Source organism: Phycisphaerae bacterium (assembly GCA_035384605.1).
In the GTDB taxonomy this organism is placed as follows: Bacteria; Planctomycetota; Phycisphaerae; order UBA1845; family PWPN01; genus JAUCQB01.
In genome coordinates, this window is sequence record DAOOIV010000025.1 from 13,325 (window position 1) to 39,983 (window position 26,659).

Annotated in this window: 19 protein-coding genes; 8 read left to right on the forward strand and 11 right to left on the reverse strand. The window is 61.6% G+C overall.

Translation table 11 applies throughout. The annotated features are described in order from the left end of the window. Positions 1-20: 20 nt before the first annotated feature. The 3 genes from hemB to PLL20_08040 all read left to right on the forward strand — a co-directional run bounded on the left by hemB (position 21) and on the right by PLL20_08040 (position 1,594). The gene (gene hemB, locus PLL20_08030) at positions 21-1,001 is read left to right on the forward strand and encodes a porphobilinogen synthase (protein HPD29926.1); all 981 of its coding nucleotides are present in this window, start codon (positions 21-23) and stop codon (positions 999-1,001) included. 123 nt (positions 1,002-1,124) lie between these two features. Beyond that, complete coding sequence (locus PLL20_08035) at positions 1,125-1,310, forward strand: hypothetical protein (protein ID HPD29927.1); 186 nt, start codon at positions 1,125-1,127, stop codon at positions 1,308-1,310. Then, positions 1,295-1,594: a type II toxin-antitoxin system RelE/ParE family toxin gene (locus tag PLL20_08040; protein HPD29928.1), complete on the forward strand. Its 300-nt coding sequence runs from the start codon at positions 1,295-1,297 to the stop codon at positions 1,592-1,594. The genes PLL20_08035 and PLL20_08040 overlap by 16 nt, the downstream gene beginning before the upstream one ends. 52 nt (positions 1,595-1,646) lie before the next feature. On the opposite strand, the gene PLL20_08045 is transcribed toward PLL20_08040, so the two are convergent. Beyond that, positions 1,647-2,168: a hypothetical protein gene (locus tag PLL20_08045; GenBank protein HPD29929.1), complete on the reverse strand. Its 522-nt coding sequence runs from the start codon at positions 2,166-2,168 to the stop codon at positions 1,647-1,649. 835 nt (positions 2,169-3,003) lie between these two features. On the opposite strand from PLL20_08045, the gene PLL20_08050 reads away from it, so the two are divergent. The 4 genes from PLL20_08050 to PLL20_08065 all read left to right on the forward strand — a co-directional run bounded on the left by PLL20_08050 (position 3,004) and on the right by PLL20_08065 (position 6,606). Then, positions 3,004-3,735, forward strand: coding sequence for a PEP-CTERM sorting domain-containing protein (locus PLL20_08050; protein HPD29930.1), 732 nt, complete (start codon positions 3,004-3,006; stop codon positions 3,733-3,735). Between the two features lie 252 nt (positions 3,736-3,987). Continuing rightward, on the forward strand, positions 3,988-5,526 hold the full coding sequence (gene xylB, locus PLL20_08055) for a xylulokinase (GenBank protein ID HPD29931.1): 1,539 nt from the start codon (positions 3,988-3,990) through the stop codon (positions 5,524-5,526). Between the two features lie 305 nt (positions 5,527-5,831). After that, entirely contained in the window at positions 5,832-6,149 is a 318-nt protein-coding gene (locus PLL20_08060; protein HPD29932.1) for a hypothetical protein, read from the forward strand. A gap of 76 nt (positions 6,150-6,225) precedes the next feature. Next, entirely contained in the window at positions 6,226-6,606 is a 381-nt protein-coding gene (locus tag PLL20_08065) for a hypothetical protein (protein HPD29933.1), read from the forward strand. Between the two features lie 152 nt (positions 6,607-6,758). On the opposite strand, the gene smc is transcribed toward PLL20_08065, so the two are convergent. The 3 genes from smc to PLL20_08080 form a co-directional block, all read right to left on the reverse strand. Continuing rightward, positions 6,759-10,361 carry a chromosome segregation protein SMC gene (gene smc / locus PLL20_08070; GenBank protein HPD29934.1) on the reverse strand — a complete coding sequence of 1,201 codons (3,603 nt, stop codon included), beginning with the start codon at positions 10,359-10,361 and terminating at the stop codon, positions 6,759-6,761. A gap of 495 nt (positions 10,362-10,856) precedes the next feature. Further along, positions 10,857-13,163, reverse strand: coding sequence for a glycoside hydrolase family 44 protein (locus PLL20_08075; protein ID HPD29935.1), 2,307 nt, complete (start codon positions 13,161-13,163; stop codon positions 10,857-10,859). A 207-nt stretch (positions 13,164-13,370) separates the two neighbouring features. Then, positions 13,371-15,575 carry a hypothetical protein gene (locus PLL20_08080; GenBank protein ID HPD29936.1) on the reverse strand — a complete coding sequence of 735 codons (2,205 nt, stop codon included), beginning with the start codon at positions 15,573-15,575 and terminating at the stop codon, positions 13,371-13,373. A 764-nt stretch (positions 15,576-16,339) separates the two neighbouring features. Between PLL20_08080 and PLL20_08085 the strand changes: the two genes are divergently transcribed. Then, positions 16,340-18,088: a right-handed parallel beta-helix repeat-containing protein gene (locus PLL20_08085; protein HPD29937.1), complete on the forward strand. Its 1,749-nt coding sequence runs from the start codon at positions 16,340-16,342 to the stop codon at positions 18,086-18,088. A 215-nt stretch (positions 18,089-18,303) separates the two neighbouring features. On the opposite strand, the gene PLL20_08090 is transcribed toward PLL20_08085, so the two are convergent. The 7 genes from PLL20_08090 to PLL20_08120 all read right to left on the reverse strand — a co-directional run bounded on the left by PLL20_08090 (position 18,304) and on the right by PLL20_08120 (position 26,314). Then, positions 18,304-18,981 carry a HEAT repeat domain-containing protein gene (locus PLL20_08090; protein ID HPD29938.1) on the reverse strand — a complete coding sequence of 226 codons (678 nt, stop codon included), beginning with the start codon at positions 18,979-18,981 and terminating at the stop codon, positions 18,304-18,306. 82 nt (positions 18,982-19,063) lie between these two features. Beyond that, the gene (locus PLL20_08095) at positions 19,064-19,906 is read right to left on the reverse strand and encodes a prepilin-type N-terminal cleavage/methylation domain-containing protein (protein ID HPD29939.1); all 843 of its coding nucleotides are present in this window, start codon (positions 19,904-19,906) and stop codon (positions 19,064-19,066) included. A gap of 159 nt (positions 19,907-20,065) precedes the next feature. Then, positions 20,066-21,511, reverse strand: coding sequence for a PQQ-binding-like beta-propeller repeat protein (locus PLL20_08100; protein HPD29940.1), 1,446 nt, complete (start codon positions 21,509-21,511; stop codon positions 20,066-20,068). Next, positions 21,508-22,557: a 4Fe-4S binding protein gene (locus PLL20_08105; protein ID HPD29941.1), complete on the reverse strand. Its 1,050-nt coding sequence runs from the start codon at positions 22,555-22,557 to the stop codon at positions 21,508-21,510. Before PLL20_08105 ends, PLL20_08100 begins: the two co-directional genes overlap by 4 nt. Before the next feature lie 2 nt (positions 22,558-22,559). After that, on the reverse strand, positions 22,560-23,633 hold the full coding sequence (locus tag PLL20_08110) for an ABC transporter ATP-binding protein (GenBank protein ID HPD29942.1): 1,074 nt from the start codon (positions 23,631-23,633) through the stop codon (positions 22,560-22,562). Continuing rightward, complete coding sequence (locus PLL20_08115) at positions 23,620-24,978, reverse strand: ABC transporter permease (protein HPD29943.1); 1,359 nt, start codon at positions 24,976-24,978, stop codon at positions 23,620-23,622. Before PLL20_08115 ends, PLL20_08110 begins: the two co-directional genes overlap by 14 nt. Positions 24,979-25,192: 214 nt before the next feature. Beyond that, positions 25,193-26,314, reverse strand: coding sequence for a hypothetical protein (locus PLL20_08120; protein HPD29944.1), 1,122 nt, complete (start codon positions 26,312-26,314; stop codon positions 25,193-25,195). Positions 26,315-26,659 lie beyond the last annotated feature (345 nt).

Here is a 26,659-nt window from a genome sequence, read left to right on the forward strand (position 1 = left end):
GTGCTGACGGAAGAAGACACATGGCTTTTCCAATACACCGACTTCGGCGGTTGCGGATGAACCCGGGATTGCGGCGGATGGTGTGCGAAACCCGCCTGTCCCTTGACCGCTTGATCTATCCGTTGTTTGTGCGTCCGGGCGAGAGCATTCGCAACCAGATCACGTCGATGCCGGGGCATTTTCAGTTCTCGGTGGATACGGCGGTCGAGGAATGTCGCCGGATCGCCGATCTGGGCATTCCGGCGGTTCTGCTGTTTGGCATCCCTTCGCACAAGGACGCCGTTGGCAGCGAGGCTTGGCACGACAACGGCGTCGTTCAGCGGGCGATTCGGCAGATCAAGAAGGCCTGTCCCGATCTGGTGATCATCACGGACGTCTGCCTGTGCGAGTACACCGATCATGGGCATTGCGGGGCAATCGTCGAACGCGCGGGGCGCAAGGACGTGGACAACGACGCGACACTGCCGCTGCTGGTCAAGGAGGCCCTGTCTCACGCGGCGGCGGGCGCCGATGTGGTCGCTCCCTCCGACATGATGGACGGGCGAGTCGGAGCCATCCGCCGGGCCCTCGATGAGGCCGGCTTTGCCCACCTGCCGATCATGGCCTATGCCGCCAAGTATGCCAGCAGCTACTACGGCCCGTTCCGCGACGCCGCCGAGTCGCCGCCCCGCTTCGGCGACCGCAAGAGCTACCAGATGAACCCGGCCAACGGTGATGAGGCTTTGCGCGAGGTGGCGGCTGACATCGAGGAAGGAGCCGACATCGTCATGGTCAAGCCGGCCGTGAATTACCTCGATATCATCTGGCGGGTCAAGCAGCGGTTCGGCATGCCCACCGCCGCCTACCATGTCAGCGGCGAATTCAGCATGATCAAGGCCGCCGCCGCCAACGGATGGATCGACGAAAAAGCCGCCGCCCTCGAAACCACCACCGCCATCGCCCGCGCCGGGGCCGATCTGATCATCACCTACTTCGCCAAGGACCTGGCGGGGTGGATGTGAAAGCCGGGCGAGGAGCGGTTTGTTTATTCCGCGCGCGCAGCAGGTGGTTTCAGCGTCCGCCCTTATCAGCACGAGCTTTCTCGATCGCTTGAAGTCGCCACGGCTGCCTGCTAAACTAGTGTCATGACCTGCAAGCAGTTGGCCATTGAGACGATCCAGAAACTGCCGGATTCCGCCACTTGGTTTGACATCGAAGAACGGATCCAGTTCCTGGCAGCCATCGACAAAGGGCTGGATGATGTCAAGAACGGCCGGGTCATACCCCACGAGGACGTCAAAGAAAGTCTGAAACAATGGCTTTCAGAGTGATTTGGACAGAGTCGGCGTCCAACGACCTCAGGCAGATCGTCCAGTTCATCGCTCGTGACAACCGAGATGCAGCCGCCAAGCTGGCCGAGCGAATCCTTCAGCATGTGGAGGCGGCATCCGCCCTTCCGTGGGCCAACCGGACGGTGCCCGAAAAGGGTGATTCATCGATCCGCGAGGCAATCCTCAGACCGTATCGAATCATCTATCTCGTCGAGGAACGTCGAGAGAACGTCCACATCTTAAGAATCTGGCATGCCGCCCGGGGCATACCGGAGATCGAATGAGGGCGGAATCTCTGCAGCGACACACGGACAGGAGCGGCTACCTGAAGCAGATTCACTCGCTTTTCGCTTGCCTTGCCACTCGGCCATCGATGGCCCAGATGCCGCGGACGCCGTTGATGGTGGCGGTTGAGACGGCGGTCGCTGTGCGGGCATCCTTCACGAACAGCGAGTTCCATGCCTGATTCCGCACGGGGCCGAGGGGGATGGGGTAGGTCTTGTTGGTGAAGTTCCTCGCGTTCTCGTCGCCGATACACACGGCCATCCGGCAGCGGTCCACGGTTCCGTCGGCGCTCTCCTGATATGACAGCAGCGTCCCGCCCGAAGGCAATTGCCGCAGGAATGGGCCGCCGCCGTACCACTGCGGTTCAAGAGGCTCGGCCGGCGCGCCCCGGCGACGTGAGCTGTCGCCGTCGACCGCGCCCGAACGCCAGTCGTCCGCCAGGGAAGTGTGCGGGATCACCGGCTTGAATCGTTCGCCGGAGTGGCCGTTGTCGTAAGTGAACACCTCTTTGCGAACCCGCCGGCCCACCCTTGACTCGCTGCACCGGGCGATGCCCGGCCGTCGCGATGCCACGGGTCTCGCTTCGCGAGACGCATCGTGTCAAGGGTCGGAACAATCATACGAGAAGCAAACGCGTGTGTCACCACTCTCGTATCTTACAGCGCTGATTGGTGCAAAGGTTTTCGGCCCCGCCGGTACGGCGCATCACACTTCGGCCTGGGTTAACGACCGCGTCGAATCCTCAGCCCCGGTCGGTCATCTCGAACTTCCGCCGGGTATGTGTATAGTAGGCGGGAGACTATAGTTTAGAGGCTGGAGAAAGGTCGATACTCCTTCCTTGAGCCTGCACTCTACAGCCTTAAGCCCAAGGCGGAGCGCCTTTTTGCCGGCCGCAACCCGAGCGCTCTGCGATCCGAAAACATGCGCGCAGGCCGCACGTCTCTCTGGCCGTAAGGTTCCAGACCGTCCCGGACCCTTTGCACACAGCCTACCGAAACAGGCACTCAAGGCCGGTGCGGGTTCCCGGCCTGCCGGACCCGGCGTGGTAGGGCCGCCGTTGGCCAGGTCGGCCGGCCGGCCGGTTTGGAAAGGACGCGGTGAACGTCACAAGATCGGGCTTGGCGCGGTTGACGAAATGAGATACAATGCTTGCTGATCAACAAATGCAATAAGTTCTTGTATTTCAACTCGAATAGTCACCAGGGCGGGGAAGGGAGGATATCACGATTCCCCGACCACGGGCGATTGATTGGATCTGCCGCAGTCGACCCTGCCCGACGTTGCGGGGTCGCAGTCTGCCGGAACCTGCCGAACATCATGTGTTGCGTGTTCTCGTACGACTCTTTTGCCGCCAAGTGGAGGCAACGCGGGAGCCACGCAGAGGCCTTTCATAGAAGGGAGAATGGAGATGCGAAACACACCGATGCTTCTTGCCGGATGTCTCTTCGGATTCCTCATGGCAGGACCCGTCTGGGCGGATGACGTGCTGCCGCCCGACTGGCGCGGCAACTACGGCACCATCACGGCGGAATGGGACTACTGGGGTCAGCCGGGCCAGGGGCCCGGTAACAGCGTTTTGTATCCCGGGCAGATCGTGGCGAATCCAGGTGGGTTTGACCCAATGCAGCCAGTGGCATACGCATACTGGAACAGCAGCGTCTATGTGCATGATGTATTGAACGGGCGTCAGAGCGTTCTCGAGATCAATCCTGGCGGAGGGCTGGGTCCGGTCCAGTTCGGCCTGCTGAACTACAATTGGCCTAACCCGGAGAAAAGGATCAGAATCCAAATCACCTTCCAGGGAAGCGGCGTCGTCGATTTCTACACCGGCAGCGGCTCGGATCCGCCTACGACCGTGCCGTGGTCGCCCACCTGGCCGTGGACCAGGATCGATGCGGTGGTGTCAGCGAGCTATGCGCATCCGGACGGTTGGCAGACGAATGCCTACGATCTGGTGATCGAGCCTAACCCGGCGTGGGAAGTCATCGCGCTCGACTGGGTTTACGTGGGTCCAGGTGGCTGGACGGCATTCATTGATCAGGTTGTCATCGATACGTGGTGCGTTCCAGAACCCGCAAGCGCAGGCTTGTTTGCCGTCGCGGGTCTGTCTGCTCTGTGTCACAGGCGACGGCGAGCCTGATCGATCGGGTTTTTGTGCCTGTTGAACTGTTGCATCGACCGGGATCGGTCGCCGGACCGGTCCCGGGATTCATTATCATAGCTTTTCGCTCATCCGCGCGACGGCAGGCATGATCACGCAGCCCCGACGCCGTTGGGCATGCCGCAGAGCCTTTCGCGGACCGATCCTCGCCGCTTTGACCTCGTCTGGTGGGCCAGTATACTGCGGCCGTTTCAAGCAGCGCGAATCAGAGGTTTTGCGAGGACACAGACCATGTCACTTCTGTGCGGAATCGACATCGGAACATCGGCAACCAAAGTCTTGTTGTGCAGACCCAATGGAAAAGTGCTGGCCACGGCCAGCACGGAGTACCCCGTTTACACGCCCAAGCCGGGTTGGTCGGAGCAGGAACCGGAGGACTGGTGGAAGGCGACCGTTCAAGGGATCGCCGCCGCTTGCAAGAAGGCCAAAGTCAAGGCCTCGGCGATCACGGGGATCGGCTTGTCCGGCCAGATGCACGGCAGCGTCTTCGTGGACAAGTCCGGCAAGTCGCTTCGGAGAGCATTGCTCTGGAATGATCAGCGAACGGGTGCGGAATGCGCCGAAATCGAGCAAAGAGCCGGTGGACGAGACCAACTCATCTCCATGGTCTCGAATGTTGCCCTGACGGGGTTTACCGCCCCGAAGATCCTCTGGGTGCGCAAGAACGATCCCAAGACATACGGCAAGACTCACCGAATACTGTTACCGAAGGATTACATTCGGCTCAAGCTGACCGGCGAGTATGCCTCGGAGGTGAGCGATGCGGCCGGAACGCTGCTGTTGGACATTGGCAATCGGACCTGGCACTTGGGCCTGCTCGAAAGGCTGGAAATCGACAAGGATCTCATGCCGCCGGTGTATGAGTCTCCGGAGGTAAGCGGCAAGGTTTCAGCCGCGGCAGCCAAGCTGACGGGCTTGACGCCGGGTACCCCCGTTGTTGGTGGTGCGGGCGACCAGCCTGCTGGGGCGGTCGGCAACGGCATCGTCACTTCTGGGATCGTCTCGGCCACCATGGGAACCAGTGGCGTCGTTTTTGCCCACAGCGACAATCCGGTACCCAACGCAGATGGCAACCTTCAGTCGTTCTGCCATGCGGTACCCGGGAAATGGTGTGTCTTCGGGTGCATGCTCTCGGCCGGCGGCAGCCTGCAATGGTTGCGTAACACCTTGTTTGACAAGGAGATCGAGAAGCTTCGCCGGACCAAGAAAGATCTTGGTCAGCTCTACCCGGCGATGATCGAGGAGGCCGCGCAGGCTCCGGCCGGCTGTGAGGGGCTGATCTTTCTGCCTTACCTGACCGGCGAGCGTTGCCCGTATCCCGATCCGCAGGCCCGCGGGGCGTGGATAGGCCTCACCGTCCGACACAAGCGATCTCACATGATCAGAGCCGTGCTTGAGGGCATCACCTTCGGGATGCGCGATCAGATTGAGATCATGCGCTCTCGCGGCGTCGCGATCACCCAAGTCCGTGCCAGCGGCGGGGGAGCGGCCAGCCGATTCTGGCGACAGATGCAAGCGGACATGTACAAGGCCAATGTCGTCACGATCAACACGCGCGAGGGTGGTGCCCTGGGTGTTGCGCTTCTGGCAGCGGTCGGCACTGGCGAGTACGCCACCGTACCTGAAGCCTGCAAAGCGGCGATCCGAGTGACCGAGACCCTCAAGCCTAAACAGGCCAGCGCCAGGGTTTATGACGACCTGTACCCGACCTACCAAGCCTTATACCGCAGTCTGCGAGATCATTTCGTCAGCCTGGGATCAGCCTGCTGAATGTAAGGCCTTGTCAATAAATGACCTGTGACGAGGCAAGGAGACCGGTCGCCCGTGGTTCGGCCATCTCCGGTGGGTTGGCCGAAGAATAGATATGGCGGCTGAAACGCGGTCCACTCACCAAGCGTGAGTTGGAAGATCGTTTTCGCGAAAGGGGCAGAAACAAGGCACCGGGCCCGGGTTGCAGTGACACTCGGGCCGTCCTATACTGACAGCGTTGCCGAGTGGGCAACCCCGCGCGTGACTGACCTGCGAGAGGTGTCTTTCCGACAGAAAGGTAAACCGCACGACGGAGGTTATTGCGTATGAAACGGCGTGCATATCGTTTTCTGGTCTGGCTGACGATGGCTTTCACCGGCGCAACTCTCTTCCAGACTTATCCCATGTATCCCGTCAGCGGTGATAGCGGGACGGGGTACTACGGCTGCACGAGGTTCGCAGCCAACTCCATCGGCAACTCAATCGATTTCTGTTGGTTGCTGGATTGCCAGAATGGTTTCTTCGGCGGGTTGATCGATCCGTGCAACTCGGCCGCCGGTGCGTTCCTGGTAGATTGCGACACGTATACGCCGCCGACCACGGACACCACGGACAATACGAGCGGCACGAACACCACAAACTGAGGCGGGTTGCCGCCGAAGGCGGACAGAATCATCGGTTTTGGGGAACAACAAGACTGGTTTGGGTTGCGAGGCAAACATGAAGACCAAGAATCGATTCTGGAAGTCGGCAGTGCGGCTGGTCATGTATCTTTCGCTGTTCCAGGCCGCTTGCATCACGGGTTGCCTCAGTAAGGTTGCCCGCAACATCAACCCGTGCGGCACGATCCTGAACTGCAATCCAACCGAATGGGATTGGATGTTCCACAGCGGGGATTATCCTGACTATAGTGCCGACCCGACGTGCGTGATTCCCGGGCAGTGCGGCACGACGTGGCCTCCGACTGAACCTGGCCAGTTGGGCAGCGGGGGCAGCGGCACGACGACGACCACTACCGGCACGACGACGACCGGCTATCTGGGCGGATACACCGGCGGATATGGTGGCGGTTACGGCGGCGGTTATGGTTACGGCTACTGACCGGCGGGTGCCGCCGGTGGTTCGTCGGCCAGGACATGCGGCAGATCAGTCCCCAACAGCATTGTGAGCGGGACAACCAGACGGACGCGAGAACCCGACTCTCGCGTCCGTCGTTCTTTGCTGATAGCCGACCGCTGAAAGCTGAATGCTTCTTATGCCGCGGCTATGTGGTCTTCAGTCGAGTCAAATCTCACGCTGACTCGCTTGCTGACGCCCGCCTCCTGCATGGTGATGCCATAGAGAACGTCCGCGATGCCCATCGTCCGCTTCGAATGCGTGATGATGATGAACTGCGACTTGTCGAGAAACTCGCCGACGATGCGGTTGAACCGTTCGTTGTTGGCCTCATCCAGCGCCGCGTCCACCTCGTCGAGAATGGCGAACGGTGACGGCCGGCTCCGGAAGATCGACAGCAAGAGGGCTATGGCCGTCATGGTCTTCTCGCCGCCCGAGAGCAGCGAAATGCTTTGCAGCTCCTTGCCCGGCGGCCGGGCCTGGATCTCAATGCCAGCCTCAAGAACGTCCAGCGGCTGGCCTTCGGGCGGCTGTTCCAGGATGATGTCGGCCTTACCGCCGCCGAACAGCTTGCGAAACAGTTCCTGAAAGTGACCCCGAACGGTCTCGAAGGTCTGCGTGAATCGCTCGCGGCATTCCTGATTCAGGTGCTCGATCAGCTCCGTGAGCTGTTTCTGCGAGGTCCGCAGATCGGCGCGCTGCTGGCCGAGGAAGTCGGACCGCTTCTCAAGCTCCTCTTGCTCGGCGATGGCATCCAGGTTCACATTGCCCAGCCGTTGGATCTTGAGCTTGAGCTCCTCGATTTCCGCCTCGACCGCGGCCCAGTCCTGTTCCTGCTCCCGGTGCTGATAGTTGGCGTAGCTCTCGGCAAGGTCGACGCCCAGTTCGTCGCGGACGCGGGCAACCAGGTCTTCAATCCGGATGCGAGCCTCCTGCGATTCCATCCGCAAGAGGTGCAGCTTTTCCTCGCATTCGTTCAGCGAGCTTCGTTCCACCTTGGTCCGGGCTGCCAACTGCTCGATTTCCAGCCGTATCTCCTGTCGTCGCCGTTGTCGGGCAAGCAGGTCGGCGTCCCGTTGTTCCTTCAACGAGTACAGTTCGGCCAGACGGCTTTCGGCGCTCAGGATCATCCGTTCGGCCTGGGCGATCCGCCCGGCGGAGTCTTCCGACTCACGAGCCGCGCTGCGAACGGCTTCTTCGCTGGCCTGGCAGGCCTCCCGCGTGCCGTGCAGCGCCCCGGCCATCAGGCTTCGACGCTGCATCAGCTCGGCGACGGCAACCCTGGCCTGGGTCATTTGTTCGCTCAGCCGCGACCGCTCTTCGCTCAGAACCGCGATCTGTGCGTCAAGCCGGCGGATTCGTTCTTCTCGATCCACGTTCTCGCTTTCCAGCCGGGACAGGGCTTGCGAGCAGTGATTGCTCTTTTCGGTCGCCTCGGCAATCTGGCGATCGATTGCGGCCATCTCGCTATGGATCAGGGGTTGCTCCTGCATCAGACGCTGCACGGCGTTTTCGTTCGCATGGCGCAGGCTGTCGATCTCGACCTCGGCCCGGAGCGACTCATTGAGCAGCCGCCGCTGGTCTTCGATCGCCTGCTCGATCTGCACCATTTCGGTCGAGGTTTCCTCCAGCCGGCCGGATTCGGAGTCGATTCTCTCGTCCACTTCTTCGAGCTGCACGTCTATTTCCCGAAGCTCGCTCTTGCGAGATATGAGGCCGGTTCGACCGCCGGCCGGTCCCATTTCGCAATGGGCCTTGAGCGGGTCCAGCAACTCGCCCGTCAGCGTCACGTAGCGATAACCCGGGGGGTTCTGTCCGGCCATGCGTATCGCGTCGGCCAGCGTTCGGACGATGATGGTCTTGCCCAGCAGGTGCCGAACAAGCCGCTCGGCGTCTTTCTGGAAACGGATCACGTCCATCGCATAGGCCACGAACCCTTCCTGCTGGGTGAAATCGCGGCCGTCGACGAATGGCGGCAGACGGTCGATGCAGATCGCTTTCACACGGCCGGGAAAATCCGCGAACAGTTCGGCATCCCGGAAAAACGCCTCGCTGTCCTCGACGACCAGGTATTGGTCATACTCGCCGAGGGCGATCTCGATGAGCGTGGCGTTGGCCACGTCAACGGCGATCAGGTCGGCCACCATTCCGCGGACGTAGGCAAAAGCCTTGCCGGTCGCGTCTCGCTCCTTGCGGTGCAGCAGCTCGCGCACGCCGGCGTCGACGCCTTCAAGCTGCTGCTCGAGATCCATCAGAACCTGCCGCCGGCTGAGCAGGCCGCTGCGATACTCCTTGGCCGCGGCGATCCGACCGTTCAGTTCGGCACGGTCGAGGTCAAGCTGGGCGGCTCGCTGCTTGAGTTCGTCGAGTTGCTCATTGCGCGAGCGAATCTCCTCCGCGACCTCCGCAGCACGAGCGTCGATTCCTCCGCGGGCATCCCTGAGTCCCGCCAGCTCGGTCTCGACCTGCTGCCGGCGGGCCTGGAGGCGGGCCTTCTCCGCTTCCAGGTGCTGGCGGCGCTGGGCGAGCGCCTGAATCTCGTTGCTGATTTGAGCGCTGCGTCTCATCAGGTCAATAACGCCGGCCTTGTCATCGTCGCTGCGGGCCCGCATGCCGGTGAGCTGCTCGGCCAACTGACGGTCCTGCACGGCGAGGCTTTCGACCGCCGCACGTGCGGCGTTGATCCGGTCTTCGAGCTGATCGAGGTCCGCCTGTTCGGCCGCGAGCTGCTGCCGCAGCCGGGCCGCTCGCTGTCGTTCCATCGCATGTCGTTGCTGGGCTCGCGAGCGTACCTCGATGAGTTCTTCGATGCGCTGTCGTGATTGCTCGATACGCTCGGTATTCGCCGTGATCTCCGAGGCGTTCGTCAGGATCTGCTGCTCGATCTGTCGCACCTCGCCGTCCAGCACCATCAGGTCGCCGTCGAGGGCGGAGCTGCGGGTTTCGGCCGAGCTGATCGCCGTCCTGAGCCGGGTGACCTCGTCCTCCAGCCGGGCTTCCTCCTGTGCCAGGAGGGCGCGTTTCTCCGACAGGCGATGGTACTCGGCCATCGAGAACGCGGCCCGCTTCTCGCGCAGCTTGCGGTCATATTCCTGGAAGCTCCGGGCCTTGCCGGCCTGATACTTGATGCTTCGCAGCCGTCGCTCGACCTCCTCGACGATGTCCTCCAGCCGCAGCAGGTTCTGCTCGACCCGTTCCAGCTTCCGCTCGGCCTCCTTCTTGCGGGCCTTGTAGCGGCTGATGCCCGCCGCCTCTTCAAAGATGTGTCTCCGGTCGATAGGGTTCGCCTGGAGCAGGATGTCCACCTTGCCCTGTTCGATGATCGAGTACGCCCCGACGCCGACGCCGGTATCCAAGAACAGCTCGCGGATGTCCCGCAGCCGACACTGCTCATTGTTGATGAGGTACTCGCTCTCGCCCGATCGGTAGAGCCGACGGGTGATGGTGACCTCGTCGGTATCGCGAGCCAGCTTGCGATCGGTGTTGTCAAAGAGCAGATCCACCTGGGCCATGCCGGCGCTTTTTCGGGTGCCCGACCCGTTGAAAATGACGTCCATCATCTGCTTGCCGCGCAGGCTGCGGGCGCTCTGGTCGCCAAGCACCCACTTGATGGAATCGACGACGTTGCTCTTGCCGCAGCCGTTCGGACCGACGATGCCGGTCACCCCGGGCAGGAAGTCGAAGTCCGTCTTGTCGGCGAAGCTCTTGAAGCCCTGGCAGGTCAAGCGTTTAAGGAACATGCGTGTGCGCAACCTCCGTGCGTCCGGAATTTGCCGAGCCCTCCCTGGCCGGGTGAAGGCAGCTCTTCCCGATTCACAATCGGCTAATGTAGCCGGAATCAACAAGAAATCCAAGCAGATTCGAAGGAGTCTGTGAGTTTCGCGGCACGTTCAGACCGGGTCGAGGGAGGAACGGCCTGTGAGTAGTCCAGGCAGTACGGTTTGGGGGCGGACGACCGGCATGTGGAGCAAACCGGCGGCGAGGGCCGGGCGGGGGGGCAATCAAGGCTGCAGGAGGCAGATCGGTATTGCCCGCCGGGCTTGCCGAAAGCTACCCACGGCTCGGACCGGCCCTGACCGTGACCTTTGAGGCGGTGCCCAGGAGGGCGTCGGCCCTAAGGCGGACCGCCTTTGTATGGGCCACAACCCAAACACCCTGCGATCCGGAAACACACGCGCAGAAGGCACACCCGTCGCGACGGAAAAGGCTGATGGGCGGCCGATCGGGACACGTTCTTACCGGCTGGTGCAGCCCGGATCAGCGAGGATGTAGGGGCCGCTCAGGCACCTCTGGAACAGGCCGAAGTCGGACTGGTCGACGTCCGCGTCGCCGTCCAGGTCTGCGTTCGCACAGCCGCTGGAGGGCGGACCAAGACCCGGGCCGGTGCTGCACTGCTGGAAGTGCTTATAATCATCTCTGTCGACGTCGGTGTCGCCGTCAAAGTCGGCCTGGGCAAGCGCCGGAGGCACCACCAGTAGGGTGATCGACGAGGCCGGCATCTGGATTGAAACGGTGCCTCCCGCGACGGCCACGTCCTGTTCGCGGACGATACGGGCCGGATCGGCCGCGCTGTAACGGTAAACCTGGGCACAGGCCGCCGACGGATAGCTGCTGATCGACAGGCTGCTGGTCAGAATCCCGTTGGTCTTGTTGATCAAAATGATCGTGAGCCGGTTGTCCGATCGCTGCGACGCATAAATCGAGACGCGTCCCTGGTCTTCGCTGACGGCTCGCACCGAGGTCTCGCCAAACTTCCGGCCCGCGCCGTCATAGTTGCGGTAGATCCGGTACGCGAAGGCCCCCGGCTGGGCCGATTGGGGCGGATCCCAAAGGGTGGCCAGATCGAGCCCTTCGCGTCCGAAGATACCCAACACATCGGCTTGGGCGAGTGCCCCGTTGATGTGCTCGAGCCCGCCGAAGTTGTATTCGGTGATCGCCAGCTTCGTACCGGGATAGTTCTCCGCCACCCACTGCTTCATGCGAGGGATCAGGCGCACATAAGGACCGTCCTGGACGTTGGCGATCCAGCTTTCGTCCGCGTAGGTGGGATCCCACAGCGAGCGGGTCGATCGCAGCCGGAGGGCCTGCGTGACGGCGTCGCCGGCGCTGCTCAAAGCCACGTTGTTGCCCTGCGGATAGTAGTGCATGTCAAGGTAGTCCAGGATCCGAACACCCTGCTGTTGCTCGTACGCCCGCATCTGCCGGAGATACCAGGGCACGAAATGAGCGTTGCCGTGCGAAGCGTAATCCGTGCCGGGACCACAGCCATCAAGGGCCGAGTAGAAATACGCACACCAACCCCACACCACGGGGCCGAGCGTGAAAGCGGCCGGATCCGCTGCCTTGATAGCCGACGCGTATTGAATCGTTCGGTCGCGGATCTCCTCATAGGTGGTCGGGCCGGGGTGGACATCGCGATGCGTCGAGTTCCAGAGCATGGGCTCGTTGTCGAGGTCGTAGAACCGCACGCCACCCTGGTCGGCGGTGCCGTATCGCCCGGCCAGGTGAGCGATCCAGTCACTCACAAAAGCGGGTGTGATGGCGATGCTGGTGTCGGCGGGGTCGTTGCCGGTGATGTATGTACCGTCCGTCCGGACGCCGTTGCCGCAATCCGGCCGCCAGGGATCCGTTTTCTGCTGGGGGCCATACTTGGCCACGCTGAAGCCGCAGGCATAAGCCCGATCCTTCGGAGTCCAGCCGATCAGCGGTACGGTTATCAACGAATCCGTGCCGGTGGCAAGGTTCTGCTCGACGAAGCGATCGGCGTTCGAGCCGTTGGGCAATTGACCGGGATTGGGGTTGCTGTCGGGGATATTCTCAAAATACCAGTCGCTCGCGCGGTTGGATGTATCCAACTGCCAGTTGTACCGCGTGGTCGCGTTCCCGCCCCAGCGATTGATAGGCAGGCTCAGTTCAGCCGCCATCTGGGCCCCGGCGAAATTCCAGCCATAGATCAACGGGCTGATGGCGTGACGGTCGGCGGCCACATCCACACTCAGGGCGGGGCCCGGCCCGGGCGGGGGCGGCCCCGCCGCGACAAGCTCGATGTCATCCAGGTAGTACACCGGCTGGGCAGCCCCTCGGCGGTCCTGCCAGGCAAAACCGCTGAAGGCCGGAAACGCAAAAGAGGAAATCGCGATCTCCACGTTCGTCCAGGTACCGGCCGTGGTGGCAGGAATGCCGACTGCGGTGCCGGCATGGCCGGCCGAGTCGAAGGGAAGCACCTGTATCAAGTGCCCGCCGGTTGTGCCGCCGTGGATCCAGAAACGAATGGCGCTGTAATCAGTGAGCAGAACGTTGGTGTTGTTGTGCAGATAAAGCCCGGCCCAAGCCGCCGTGTAGGTGACGGCGATCGACTTGCCGCCGTCTCCGTGCACGGGACTCGCGTTGTTGAAATCCCTTGTTGTGTTCCACGACCAGTCCTGCCAGCCGCTTCCCAGAGCATCGATGTAGATCGCCTGGTTCTGCTGACCCGAAGCGGCGGCTGGACAAATGAAAACGGCGAGGATGAACAAGGCGGCCCGCCGGAAGTTCTCCAACATCTTCATACTCCTCAGATCCCCTTATCCTGCCTCCCGATGGCCGTCCGACATGCCGAAAGCGCATCCAAAGCCCGCCGCAGCCGAAGAGACTTGCCGGTTCTTGAAGCTTCGCCGACAGGTCTCCGATGCCGGCACTGGCTCGGACTACACCCCGCGACTCTGGCGCATACGTGGCGTACGCAACTCGCTCACCGAGCGTCCCAAGGGCTACCGTTCGTCGTCGCAGGCCTTGTCGGCCGGGATCCCCGGTCCACTTGCACAGGCCTCGAATGCCAGGAGGTCTTGGCCATCGACGTCCTGATCGGCGTCCCGATCGAGAAAACCACAACCGCGAGGCACAGGTGCGGCGGACAAGCACACCTGCACGAGACCGAAGTCGTTGTGGTCCACGTCGCCGTCATTGTCCATGTCCGCGAACGGATCGTTGTGCGTGCAGTTGGGGTCTGCGGCACAGTCGGGATCGGCGCAGTCGACCAGCCCATCGAGATCTTCACCGTCGAAGCCGTCGTCACAGACGGTCTCCAGGGGACACCAGACGGTCGTACCGGGGCAATCCGAGTCGAGACAGTCGACCAATCCGTCATCGTTGTCGTCCACCCTGTTGTTACAGATCTCGCAATGGTACTGGTCGTGGCATGGTTGGAACCGCCCGACGCTGATGCTGTCGATCCAGAAAATGGTCGTGCCGTCGAGGGTCCATGGTGTACCGTCCCGTTCGCCGCTGCCGCCAAGCTGGTACGTGAGCGCTCGGAACAGGTCCCGAGGCGGCACCGGCGCGGGGTCGCCCGACATGAACACGTTGAAACTCATCCAGCCGTTCGCGTCGACAAGGGGACCGTCGGTGTCCAGGTTGGCTCCGGAACCGGCCCATTGATCCCACGACCAGCCTATGCTCCGGAATACCCAGTTGCTCCACCCGAACGCGCCCCACACGTCCATTGGTGAGCTCGGGTCGACTTTCACCTTCGCGCGGAAATAACTATAAGCACTGAGGTCCGCGCCCGAAGGGATGTTCTCGCCGCCCGGGAAGACGTCACGGGCAACCAGCGTCTGCCATTCCGCGGGCGGGCTGTTGGGGTCCCAAGCGACGGTCACCTTCAGAGAACCCGACGTGGGGCTGTTGTCGGCGTCCACCGTCGGATCCCACTCCAAGGTGGTAGGCGGCCCGGTCTCGGGGTTCTGTTGGAACCAGATGGCCGCCTGGGTCGTCGGGTCAACCACCTCGTCGGCCGTGTCAAAGTTGTTGATGGTGTAGAAGCCCTGCGGTTGAGGCGGCGGCGGGCTTAACCGGGCATTGTCGAGATGGTAAACAAAACCGGCGGTGTAACCCCAATTGTTCAAGCACATGACAAGCTGGAACCACGAAATTGCCGTCCGATGGTCGCTGATGGTCTGTTTGTACGCCGAGTAGTTCCAGCTCAGTGTGGTTGTCCAGTCGCCGTTTCGGCTGTCCCAGTTACCGGCTCCGCCACAGTCGCCCCAAATACTGGCGGTGCCATCATCGAAACCCGCGTTGACGATGAAATGAATCGTGCAACCGGGCCATTGTACGGCGGGATCCGGCGTCCACTCGCTTGCCAGCCGGGTCAGGTCCACCGAGAAAACGTCATTGGCCAGGAAGGCGTCGATTCGTGCGGCACTGGCGGCCATGTCGAGAACAGGACCGTTTCTCCAGCCGGCTTGCGTGCCGGTGAGTTTGAAGCTGTAATCGTGCAGCGTGGCCCCAACCGCGTCGTAGTCATGGGTGACCTGAGGGGGTTCCCAGAAATACCAACCGTCCCTGCGCTGTTCCCAGTCGCCGAGCAGCGGGAGTCCCGGGAAGAAATGCGCATCATCCAGATAGTAGGAACCGGTCTGGGTATAGGCTGTATCACTGTAGTTCGTGACGAAAATCAGTTCCAGCCATTCGAGGTTGTTCCGATTGATGGTCGGGAGAACGTGGCGATAATCCCATGATGCCGTGGTGGTGTTGTTGCCGTTGGCGAAGTTCCACGAGGCCCTCCAGCCAAGATCGGTGTAGATACCCCAGGCAGTTCCCGAATTGGATCCCGCGTTGATGATCAATTGGACCCCGTTGGTCCAGGTTTCCGTGCCGGCCCATTCGGCCGCTATGCGAGTCACGTCGACGGCGAACTCATAGTTGCTGAAGAAGGCGTCCCGCAACTCCTGGGTATTGAGCGATATGTACACAGCCCGCTGCCACCCGCCTGCCGGTACGGTTACCTTGAGGGACGAAGCATTCCGTGTAACCCCCGTCGTACTGAACGCGACCGTGGTGCCCGGCGGAGCTGTCGGAGCAATGGCCCACCCGTCCATCACGCCTTCCCAATCACCGATCGTCTGGGCGTAAGCCGCTGAGGCCCAAACGCACACCAAAACCAGACCCGCACAACATGTAAACTGCTTGCGCATCGTACTCCTCCTTTCACGGACCGACGTGCTACCCGGGCTATACTTCGATGATCTCAGCAGACAGCCTCAGGAAAACGTCCGTAACATGGAAACAGGCGCGCTGACAGCTAACCCTGCCGCGACCACCTGTGAGATCATCAGAATCACCACCTCAAACACCAGCCGCAACCCAAGCACGTTGAAGCCAGGATGTCATGTTGATGACTGGTGTAGTGGCCCGGTGCCTCGACCTCCGGCGAATCAGAATTGCAGCCGCCCTTGTATTGACCTGAGCGTGCGAGCCTGTTGGGCAGGTGCGCACGTTGATGATAGGTTACCTGAAGGCGGAAAGCATGTCAACGGTTCGCGAAGGCATTGTTGAAAAGGGGGCCGTGACGGTCCAGGCGGCTCTTTCAGAATCCCGAGAGGTTCCAAGGCGGCTTTCGGCCGCAACCCAAGCGCCCTGTGACCCAAAAACATACGCACAAATCGCACATCAGCCGCGAGCGAACAACTCGATGGTCCTCTCACGAACGAAGACTCGTCACCGATCCTGTCGGCCCGAATCATAGCGGTATCGAGGCACGCGCGTTATCGTATAGCACCCGATCGGACACCGGGTCACTGGGAGGTACCAAGGCATGTCTTCGAAACCAGGTGGAAATAGAAACCAATTCATCATCGGCGTCATCGTCATTCTGCTGCTTGGTGCCGGCTTTGTTGTCTGGCAACGTTCCGGCGTCAGATCCGAAAAACCGATTGCAGACCAGCCAGGAGGCACAACGGTGCCTGAGGTGGCAATCTATCAGAAGCTCTGCAAGGGCAAGGAGCTGGCCGGCGAGGGACGACACGCCGAGGCCCTTGCCGTGTTTGAGGAGGTTATCCGCGAATCCACCAACGCCTCATACAGGTGGGACGCCGACATCCAAGCCGCGCTGGCCATGGCGAACCTCAAGCAGATTCCCGATGCTCTCAAACGCCTGGATCGGATCATCGCCGAGTGTCCGCTTCCAGAAGATCTGCCCAACGCGCAGATGGCAAAGGCCGAAGTCTTCAGTCTGGACGGCCAGGGCGAGGTTGCCATTCGGATCCTGGATGAACTGGTCCGGACGCACACGGACATCTGGCCGAGGATCTGTGAGGAAGCGCTCGTCGCCAAAGCCGCGGCACACCAGCGTTTCGGGCAGATCGGTCTGACGCGAGTCACTCTGGACCGTATCATTCTGGATTACCCTGGTTCGGAGGACACCCAGCGTAGCTGGGCCGAAAAGCAGGTGAAATCCCTGACGGACAAGCACCAGGCCGCTCAGGCCGAACGCGTCGGGAAGATGACGGCCGAGAATGCCGTTCTGCTTGACAAGATCGGTGCCGGCGAGACCACGCTCACGGCCTCTCGCCCTTACGTGGTGACGGATTTGCTTGCGGTGGCCGAGGGGGCCACCCTGCGAATGGAACCCGGCGTCAGAATCCACTTCGGCGTTCGTGGCGGCATCGTTGTCAAAGGTCGCATCGAGGCAACGGGCACGTCCGAGAGGCCAATCATCATGGAACCCTTGGATGGTGATCCGGATCGCGACTGGTGGTTCGGGATCCGGTATCAGCCTGCCGAAGCCGGAAGCACCTGTCGCTTCAGTCACTGCCGAATGGCTGGCGCGGAGACCGCCCTGGAAACCATGGGCGGAGCCGCAGAGCTCAGCGATTGCGTGTTCGACCGCTGCGGCCGGGTGAGCGTCAAGGTCGGCAAGGGCGGTCGCCTCGCCATGCGAGCCTGCAAGATTGAACAGGCCCGGCGCGTCGGGGTCGAGGCCGAAAGCTCATCCGTACTCGTGATGGACGAATGCCAAATCACCGCCGCGACCAGTCATGGCCTGCTGCTCCAGGGCACAGGCAAAGAGACGCGGATACACCGCACAAGCATCAACGCCTGCGGACGCAACGGTATCTTTCTTCGGAATCGCTGCTCACCCGTCATCAGCGAGTGCCGGCTTCAGAGCAATCTTGTCAACGGCATTGAAGCCATCGACGAGGCCAGTCCCATCGTCACGGCGACGGCATGCAAAGAAAACGGCAAGCACGGCATGCTCGTAAAAGACAAATCTCAGCTTTCCGTAGCGAGTTGCGCATTCGTGGGCAACAAACACAGCGGCTTCGTGGCCGAGGGACGCTGCTCCGGCCGAATCACGTCCAATCGCATGGACGGCAATGAGGAACACGGCCTGGTGCTTCGCCTGGACTGCGATCCGGAGGTGACTCTCAATTCGTTCGCCGGAAACCGTCGACTGGGGGTCTTGCTGCAAAACGCTCAACCGGCCGTCTTCAAGAATAATGCCTTCGAGAAGAACGGCACGGCCGCCCTGCGAAACGAAGGACCGGGCGGAATACAGGCTGGGGGAAACTGGTGGGGAACGGCTGATGAAAAGGGCGTCAAAGCAGTCATCCAGGATCAGACGGTCAACGGCGAGTGGGGAGCAGTCGATTATGCTCCCTGGCTGTCGTCCCCGCCTGTTTCGGGAATACCGAAGGTCGCGGACTGAGAACCGCTTGCTCCGGCATCATCGCGACGATCCCGGGACGGCCTACGGCCCAGGAAATCAGACCCGGCAAAGGAAGGGGGAACGCGACCATCCGGCCGTCGCGCCGGCCCGCCGAAACTCGCTCACACACAGGGGAACCCTGCCGATTCCGGTCTTGCGAGAGCCGGCCCCGGCTTCCGCAGTTCGGCGGTTTCCTCGCCAACCCAAGCAACCGTCTATTGGGGAGCGCGTGCTCGCTGACTGTAGTCTCTTCCGGTCAGGTTCTGGAGAGCCCTGGCGGCATGCCTCCGCACCGTCGGGCTCTGGTCATTGAGCATTCTCTCAAGATCCGCAACCCCGGTGCGGCTCTTCTGCCGCGCCATGCCGTTGGCTGCGGCCAGCCGGACGCCGCTGTCGGCATCGCGCAGGGCCTTGGACAGGATGGCCGCCATCTTCGGGTCGTCGCAGGTGCCCGCGGATCGAACCGCCATTCGTCGAACCTCGACATCCGCGTTGGCCATCAGGCTCTCGATCGTCTTCGCGGCCGCGTTCCGATCCACGCTGAGCAGCACGCACAAAGCGGCCTCGGAAAGCCGAAGGTCATCCAATTCAAGAACCACTTGGTCGAGCACCGGCACACTCTTGCTGCCGGCGCTTGTAAGCTTCGCGGCGGCGCGTTCACGGATGATCGGATTCTCACTCAACAAGAGCTCGGTCGCGATTCTTCGAATCTGGGCCTCGCTCAAGTCCGGAACGTCAAGGAAATCCTCCGCAGATTTCGCGAAGATCAGCCACCCCAGGAAGAGCACGACGACGGCTCCGCCCGTGCCCATGACGACCCAGCGGGCCGGCCCCTTGCCATCCCGGAAGGATGTCGCCACGTTTTGCCACAGCGCGGAAATGAACTCTCTCACGGTCACACCTCCCTGCCGACACACACCGGAAAAGGGTGTTTTCGCATCCCGCAGCACACACCTCGATGCCTGCGTGAGCTCCTTAATCCAGATAATGCTCCTGCTTGATCGCCGCGGCGGCGATCTGCTTGGGAGTAAGTCGCTCGACATGTCCGTCAGCGAACATCAGGTTCGACTTGCCCAGGTGCCTCTGAAACCCCTTCAGGAAAGGATAGTTTCGGATATACACCGGGTCGGCAATGTACTGGAGGTCGTCCTTGAAGCGAAAACACTCGCTGGTCGACTCGTCCCTCTTGCTGTTGGCCTCAACCATCAGGATGGACCAGTAAGGTCGCTTGTACGACGTGATCTTCCGGGCGCGGTATCCCGTGGTCCCGTCCCGCAACTTGTAATGCTCCAGCGTGTCGCACGCGCTGCGATAGGTAATGTCCATGCTGAATCTGTTGGGCTCGTTGCCCTGCGACATGTACAAGACACCTTTCTCGCGGACGACCGCCATCCTGGCAGGATCTTCATCTATCGCGCACTTGTAGATCGCGTATTCGTTTCCGAGATTCTTGGCAAGCTGCGTGATCCACCAATGGCGACCAGACTGCGCGGCCTCGTACCAGCCGAAGTACGGCAGCCGATCGTCGTTGGTTTGCGAGTACATCACGGTGGCGTTGAAGATCTGCTTCAACTGCGTACTGCAAACCACCGCCCTGCTCAGCGCCCGAGCGTTGCGCAGGCTGGGCAGCAGTATCGACATGAGCAAAGCCATGATGGCGACGACGACCAAGACCTCGATCAACGTGAAAGCCTTTTTCGATCTGCCGGGAATGCAATGGACGTACATGAGTGTTCCCTCTTCAATTGACCGGATCTGCAACCGCGACTCCACATCGAACTGCCGGCGCAGCTCGAGACACTCGCGAAGAACTCTCATTCAACAACACGCCGCATCGCGGATACGACTCTCGACCATGCACTATTAGTCTAACCCCTGGAGTTGTATCAGGCAAGTCCCTAGTAAGACTTGGGAAATTGCTGGGCCGCCTGCAAATATTGCCTATGCTTATCGTTTTCCTGAACCGCTGTCGGGCGCTCAGTGTCTCGGGTCGGCAGATCTTGACGCCGCTGTGGGTTGAATCGGCCGAAAGGCGTAGAGCACGCCATCGAAAGCGGGAAACAATAACATCGGTCGGCCTTCGGCCTTTATCACCGCAGGCGAGGCCCAGAGTGAGTCCCCCATGTACGCGTGTGACCATAGAAGGGGGCCGCCCTGATACCGCCAGAGCATCTGTCCCCTGCCGGCTTCGAACAAGTAGAGGTGTTCGTCCCATGACATCGCCAGAACGACGGGTGTTTGCCCTATTCTCGCCAATGCACAACTTGAATAGGCGTAATTCCCAGTGAGGACCTGCCACTGTAACGTTCCGTCATGCGCGTCCCATTTGTAGACACTTCGGTCATATGAACCGGCCACGACCGCCGCCCGGGGACCGCCATCGCTCGGCTCTTTCAGCCATGCCGGGGTGGCATCAACCCAATAGCCCGTCTCAGCCCGCCATCTTCTGGCACCCGATGAGGCACTCAAACCGAACACGCTGTTGAGCCGACTGCCGATGCAAACCTGGGCCAACCCTTCGACCAGCCCGATGGAAGGAGATGAATGGGATTCCTCATTCAGCACCGCCGTCCACAAAACGGCACCGTCCGCCAGAGCGAGCGCATGGACCGTCCCATCTCCGCAGGCGACAAAAACCGTTTCCACACCATGTACTCTGGCGAATGCAGGTGAACTGACCGGCACGCTCCCGAGCCGCCGACGCCATTTGACCTCGCCGTTGGCGGCCGAAATGGCCAGGCACTCACCTGATTGCACGTTCTGCGTCGCAGAGCGATCTGCGTTCCATACGCCCGCGAGCAAGAGAACCTCACCACGATTGTCCACAACAACCGTCGGCGAGGCCATCACGCTTCGGGCGGCGGTGAATGACCACGACGCTGTTTCACACTGCCAGATACGGCTGCCGTCGACGGCATCCAGTCCGTAGATCGATCGGTTGAGTGAGGCAGCGAACACCATCGCCCGTCCGCCGACGACTCCCAGTGCAGGCGCCGCAAACACGGGCGCACCAGGGCGAAACTCCCACGCCTTCTCGCCGGTACGGGCATCCACCGCATAGACGTTTCGATCCTGGGAACCCAAAACCACCAGAGGCCGACCCGCGATCGTCCCCGACGCAGGAGATGACCAGACCGCAAAGCCCGGCTGATACGTCCATGCCCGGGTTGTCGGCCGAAATCGCCACGCGAGTTCCATCTCCGCCGAACCCAGATCGACGTCTGATCGCCCGCTGTGAAGGGGGTCATGGCAGAACTGAGGCCAGCTTCCCTCCTGATTCCACGCCGCATACAACAGGGGCTGGTCGAACTGCGGCAATTCCTCGGCCAGGAGCGGTTTCTCGACGGGGACTGCCTTCTGCCGACAGGAGGCCGAAGAAAGCAACAGGCAGCAGGCCAACGTGAATCGATGTCGTTTGATCATGCTCGAGCTGCCTTGGCGGGTTCCACGGGCTCCGGGGAAGACCTCTGATCGCTCGCCGCTTCTTCGACGTCGAGCGCCCCGGACGGGCACGCGTCGATACAGCGACAGCAGGCCAGGCAGGCAGAGTCATCCACATGACCCGCCTCGATCGCGTCCGTCGGGCAGACCTGCCGGCAGGCGTTGCACTTCGTGCAGCGGCTTGGCTCCAACCGCACCCGCCAACCGCTCACGCGCGTCACCAGGCTGAGCAAAGCCCCCTCCGGGCACAAGAATCGGCACCAGGCCGACGAAAGGATAACCGCTGCGGCCAGGACACCCGCCAATAGCAATAACATGGTGTACTGGCGATCATTGGTGAAAAGCACGCAGAAAGCGGCCTGCATGTGAATGCTCAGGATGGTTCCCCCCACGAAGAAGGCAAGCGACGCATAACGCACCCTCCGCAGGCCGACCTCCCATTGACGATCCGCCACACTGAAGGTGATCAGGATCGAAAGGACCATCAGATATGCGGCCGGAATGCCCTGCAGCAGCGGCTCGTTGTGCGGTCGAATGAAAGCGTATGCAGCCAGGGTTCCGAGCAGGAGCGAGCACGCCATGACAAAGCGTACCCATAGTACGCCTCTGGAACTCCCTTCGCGGCAGAGGGGCTCGCCTAACTTGCCCACCAGCTCCTGAACAAAGCCGATTGGGCAGACCCATCCGCAGAATGCCCTTCCCCATGCCATTCCAAACGCAAGCACCGGCACGACTAGCATCATCGACTGAAACGCCCAGACGTTGTTGTAGTTGATCCAGGCGCCGCCTCGCAACAGGTCGCGAACCATGCAGGCACACGGATGCAGCCCGAATACGAAAGCCAACAAGCCCACGGACTGGACGATCCGCCGCAACCACTGGCGTCGCCAGGCAGGCCGCAGCCGCATGAAGACGGCCCCGACGCTCAGCAGGGATACCATGACCAGAAACGGGGCCAGGTCCACCGTCCCCGCCACCGGGACCAACGGTTCGTGAAAGATCTTGAAAATGAATCCAAGCAGTGCCATCGTCACGTCTCCGCCGGAATCAGATGCACGGCCTTGGCATCGACAAGGACGGCGACTTTCATCCCCACGCGGCACCGCTCCGCATCGCTCAGCGCACGCCCGGCGAGGCTGACCCATCGCATGCCGTCGGTCTCCACCACCATGCGGATCAGGGGACCACGTAACGACGATTCGATCAGCGTACCGGGTAAGATTGCGCACGAAGCGGTCTGAGGCATCGCACCTGCCCAGGGCTGGACCCGAACCTCTTCTGATCGCACACAAGCGATCGCTCGTCCGCTGATGGCCGAGGAAAACCTCAGTACTTGCCCGCCCAGCGACAGTTCAACCTGTCCCGCACGCGCGTCCCGAACAACCTGACATTCGAACAGATTCTCGCAGCCGAGAAACCGGGCCAAGGCCGTCGTGTGGGGTTTCCGAAAGACCTCTTCGGCCGGGCCGGACTGAACCAGCAGACCGGCAAGCATCACGGCCACTTCATCGCCAAGGCTCCGGGCTTCGGCATGATCGTGCGTGACGTGGATGGTGGTTGTCCCGAATCGCCGGTGGCAATTGCGCAACTCCGTGGCAACGGTTTCCCGCGAGACCGGATCCAACATCCCCAGCGGCTCATCGAGAAACATGAGCTTGGGGCGAATACTGAGGGCCCGAGCGAGAGCCACGCGTTGCCGCTCGCCGCCGCTCAGACTGTCCGGTCGGCGATCCAGTAAGCCGCCGATTCCCAGCATCTCCGCCAGTTCGGTCGTGGCCGGTCCGTCTTGCCGATCCCCGCCGCGATGATAACGGCGGGCAAAGTCGATGTTCTGACGCACGCTCATGTGCGGAAACAAACAACAATCCTGGTATACGAACCCGATCCCGCGCGACTCCGACGGCAGATCGGTAACCAGGCGATCACCGATCCAGATTCGGCCTTCCGACGGCTGCTCCAGCCCCGCGATTGTCTCCAGCAGCATCGTCTTGCCGGCTCCGCTTGGCCCCACGAGTACCAGGTACGTCCCCGCCGGAACCTCCCAGCGGTCCACGCATAGACGGAAATCGCCGGCCTTTCGACGGAGCCCTTCAACGCGCAGCATTGGCAGCTCCTATCGCCCTGCCGAGCAGACGCGGCATGGCCCGAATGATCCACATTCCCACGATGACCCCCAGCGATAACAGCAATACCAGCACGGCAACCGACTGCGATTCCGATTGGCGGAATTCAATGAACCTTTCGTAAGCCAGCACGGGAATCGTTCGCGGCCGGTTGGCCAGAACCCTCAGCGAACCGAACTCCGCCATGGCCCTGAACCACGTCAGGATGGTACCGATCAGGATACCACGAACGGACATCGGCAAGGTCACCCGCAAGAAGGCCGAAGCCGTTGAGGCCCCCAACGTCCGAGCCACCTTCTCGTAACGAACGTCCACCGCCTCAAAAGCAACCATGCTGGCGCGGATCAGGAAAGGCGAACCAACGAAGACCTGAGCCGCGATGATGCCCCACTCACTGTCGAAGAACTGCAGGCCGAAATGCTGATCAAGAAACCGGCCCAGCGGCGTTTTGGGGCCTAAGAAAAACAGCAGGGTGATGCCCGCAATCGGGGGCGGCAGAACGATCGGCAGATCGATCAGACTATCGATCAGCGCACGCCCCGGAAAGCAGCGCCGAACCATCGCATAAGCCAGCGGCACACCGAACAGCATGACCACCGCAGCGGCGATCGCCGAGGTTCTGAGGCTTACTGCCAGGGCGGAGAGGACATCTGCTTCTTTCAGCCGGGCGTGAATGTCCTGAGCGGAAGTCAGGGTGCAGAAATAGATGATCGGCAGCAAGAGAAGCAGCAGAAACATCATGCCCGCCAAATGACACAAGGGAACGAACCGCTCCCGCCCGTGATGCCACGCCCGGACCGCCGGCGGGAGGGTCGTGTAGAACAGGGCGGCAAGCAGGAACGCCGAATACAGGTAGGCGGGCATAAACCGCTGCGATAGCAGGAAGAGATACAGGTACCCCACCAGCCAGGGATGACCGAGCAAGCCTGCGTAGGCAACCAGAGAAAGCACGAGCAACAAAGCGTTTTCCGGCATGATCCGCATCAGGGGCCAGAGAAGCCACACGATAACGGCATAGCCGACCGCATACGCGATCACGCGCGGCCAGTTCAGCGACCGGTGGCTCAGCAGGACGGACCCGAGAACAACCAGATTGGCCACAAACAGGGCGAGATTGATCTGCGGCCTGAGCGATCCGCCAGGCTGGTCCGCGCTCCCGGTGATACGGGCCCATGCAGAACCGACCAGCAAGTGCACTAGGGCGAGGATTGCGGCGCCGACCAGCATGGAGATGATTCGCTGTCGCGGCAGAGGAATCCAATTGGACCGCGGACGGCCGACCGAAATGACTGACGGCACCACTGGACCCGATCTCTCATCGGACATTGCCGTCTCCGAAACTGCCGGCAGCAGGCAACCAGCGGCTTTCGGCGTCCACCGCCGACCGCAGACTGTCGGGAGCCTGATCAGAATCGCAGGTCCAAGGCCGCTCGACAACCCGCATGCGATCTTTGATCAACAAGCTTTTCCCCTCGGGGTCACGGCCGGGCCGGGAAATGCGAAGAACATTGATTGCGGACACGCCACAACCGAGCATGGCTCACCTTAATTCAAGCGTGATCGGCTCCGATCCTTTGATTTCTTTGCCTCGTACGGCAAGATCTTCCAGCCTCGCCATACCCCTGCCTCCGGGGCCGACGACCGTCACGTCATATCTTACCTGTGGGCTGGTGTTTCGCCCCTGCGCTCCCGGCAGGATGACACGATCAGTCAGCGTCAGCGACGCAACGCCTGCACCATCGGTCCTGGCTTCCACCACCGTAAGGTCGCCACTGCCATTCCTTGGTTTGGCTCGTAGCACCGCATCGGCTACAGCTTGTCGGCCGTCGGCCTCAATCACCTTGAATCGCCTGGTCCACTGGACCGTCAGCTCTCCGCTTTCGCGATTGAACACGATCTTGGCAGGATCGAAGACGCAGTCTATCAGCACGACCTGGGCTGATTCCCCGGTCAAAAGAACGTCACCCAATTGTGAGTCAAATACCGTGTCTCTCAGCACCAAAGGCGCCCCACCTGATCCCTGGACGATCAGGGCGTAGTTCCCGCTGCACAACAGTTCGCTTCGCTCGATGATGATCCGGCCGCCGTCGACGTTGACGCAACTGAGGGCGCTACCGTCGCAGTAAGCGAAAGAGGAGTCTCGGATGACGGCTTGAGCCGACTGGCGAAGACATTGGCTGGTACTGCCCGAGAGGTAGCTGATCCGAGCGTGATCCATCAGCAACGAGCCATCGACGAACAATGCGTAACCTCGCGAGCAGGCGGTGTTACTCAACACCTGACTGACCGTCCGAAGGGTGGAGTGGTCGAGCCGCAGGACGCCGCCGGCGCGAACCTCGATTCGCAGGTCGCCGCACACCTGGGTAGCCATCTCGAGGCACTCCCCCGATGCCGGATCGCCGGGCTTGCCGAGCTGCAACTCGCCTTCGATGATCAGCGTGGCACGGCTGACCGCGGTTCGTGTCTGCGAATCGTAGCTGAATACCAAGGGGTTGTTGGCCTGCCGGGCAATCGACGCCAACGTGTTGCCCGGACCAACGACATGGAGCAGTTTCGGTGGAAATGGCGATGGCCCGGCGCTCATCGTGGCTTCCCGCTGCAGCCACACCGTCACCGCGATGATCGCCGCCAGACTGGCCAGGATGATGCTGAGCAGGCGCATATCGAACTCAAGTCCGCAGGAAAGGTTTCCAGCCCGGCATTCGCCATTCGATCTTGCCCGGCCGTCCACCGAGCTGCACTCTGCTATCGTACCGAAGCCTTCCGGTTGCGCCCACCCTCTTTTCGACTTTCCCGGTCACGCGGGCTGAAGCTGTTCTCTCTTGGGACTTGGAAGGGACTTTACGGCCCTGTCCTTTCAGCGGGGCGCAAGCCATCGTTTGGGATCGTCCCCAAGCGAGCCGGTCTGCAGCACCTCTCCGGTGATTCGTTTTCCCCGGGCAAAGCCTGCCGTGGTTTCGCTTGACAGTCCGGCGCCGGCGGACGAACATCCTGACAGGCCCGGCAG

What these genes read in the sequence shown, in the direction of transcription:
- hemB (HPD29926.1), top strand. Translation starts at nt 21, where the DNA reads ATGGCTTTTCCAATACACCGACTTCGGCGGTTGCGGATGAACCCGGGA.
- PLL20_08035 (HPD29927.1), top strand. Translation starts at nt 1,125, where the DNA reads ATGACCTGCAAGCAGTTGGCCATTGAGACGATCCAGAAACTGCCGGAT.
- PLL20_08040 (HPD29928.1), top strand. Translation starts at nt 1,295, where the DNA reads ATGGCTTTCAGAGTGATTTGGACAGAGTCGGCGTCCAACGACCTCAGG.
- PLL20_08050 (HPD29930.1), top strand. Translation starts at nt 3,004, where the DNA reads ATGCGAAACACACCGATGCTTCTTGCCGGATGTCTCTTCGGATTCCTC.
- xylB (HPD29931.1), top strand. Translation starts at nt 3,988, where the DNA reads ATGTCACTTCTGTGCGGAATCGACATCGGAACATCGGCAACCAAAGTC.
- PLL20_08060 (HPD29932.1), top strand. Translation starts at nt 5,832, where the DNA reads ATGAAACGGCGTGCATATCGTTTTCTGGTCTGGCTGACGATGGCTTTC.
- PLL20_08065 (HPD29933.1), top strand. Translation starts at nt 6,226, where the DNA reads ATGAAGACCAAGAATCGATTCTGGAAGTCGGCAGTGCGGCTGGTCATG.
- smc (HPD29934.1), bottom strand. Translation starts at nt 10,361, where the DNA reads ATGTTCCTTAAACGCTTGACCTGCCAGGGCTTCAAGAGCTTCGCCGAC.
- PLL20_08075 (HPD29935.1), bottom strand. Translation starts at nt 13,163, where the DNA reads ATGTTGGAGAACTTCCGGCGGGCCGCCTTGTTCATCCTCGCCGTTTTC.
- PLL20_08080 (HPD29936.1), bottom strand. Translation starts at nt 15,575, where the DNA reads ATGCGCAAGCAGTTTACATGTTGTGCGGGTCTGGTTTTGGTGTGCGTT.
- PLL20_08095 (HPD29939.1), bottom strand. Translation starts at nt 19,906, where the DNA reads ATGAGAGTTCTTCGCGAGTGTCTCGAGCTGCGCCGGCAGTTCGATGTG.
- PLL20_08100 (HPD29940.1), bottom strand. Translation starts at nt 21,511, where the DNA reads ATGATCAAACGACATCGATTCACGTTGGCCTGCTGCCTGTTGCTTTCT.
- PLL20_08105 (HPD29941.1), bottom strand. Translation starts at nt 22,557, where the DNA reads ATGGCACTGCTTGGATTCATTTTCAAGATCTTTCACGAACCGTTGGTC.
- PLL20_08110 (HPD29942.1), bottom strand. Translation starts at nt 23,633, where the DNA reads ATGCTGCGCGTTGAAGGGCTCCGTCGAAAGGCCGGCGATTTCCGTCTA.
- PLL20_08115 (HPD29943.1), bottom strand. Translation starts at nt 24,978, where the DNA reads ATGTCCGATGAGAGATCGGGTCCAGTGGTGCCGTCAGTCATTTCGGTC.
- PLL20_08120 (HPD29944.1), bottom strand. Translation starts at nt 26,314, where the DNA reads ATGCGCCTGCTCAGCATCATCCTGGCCAGTCTGGCGGCGATCATCGCG.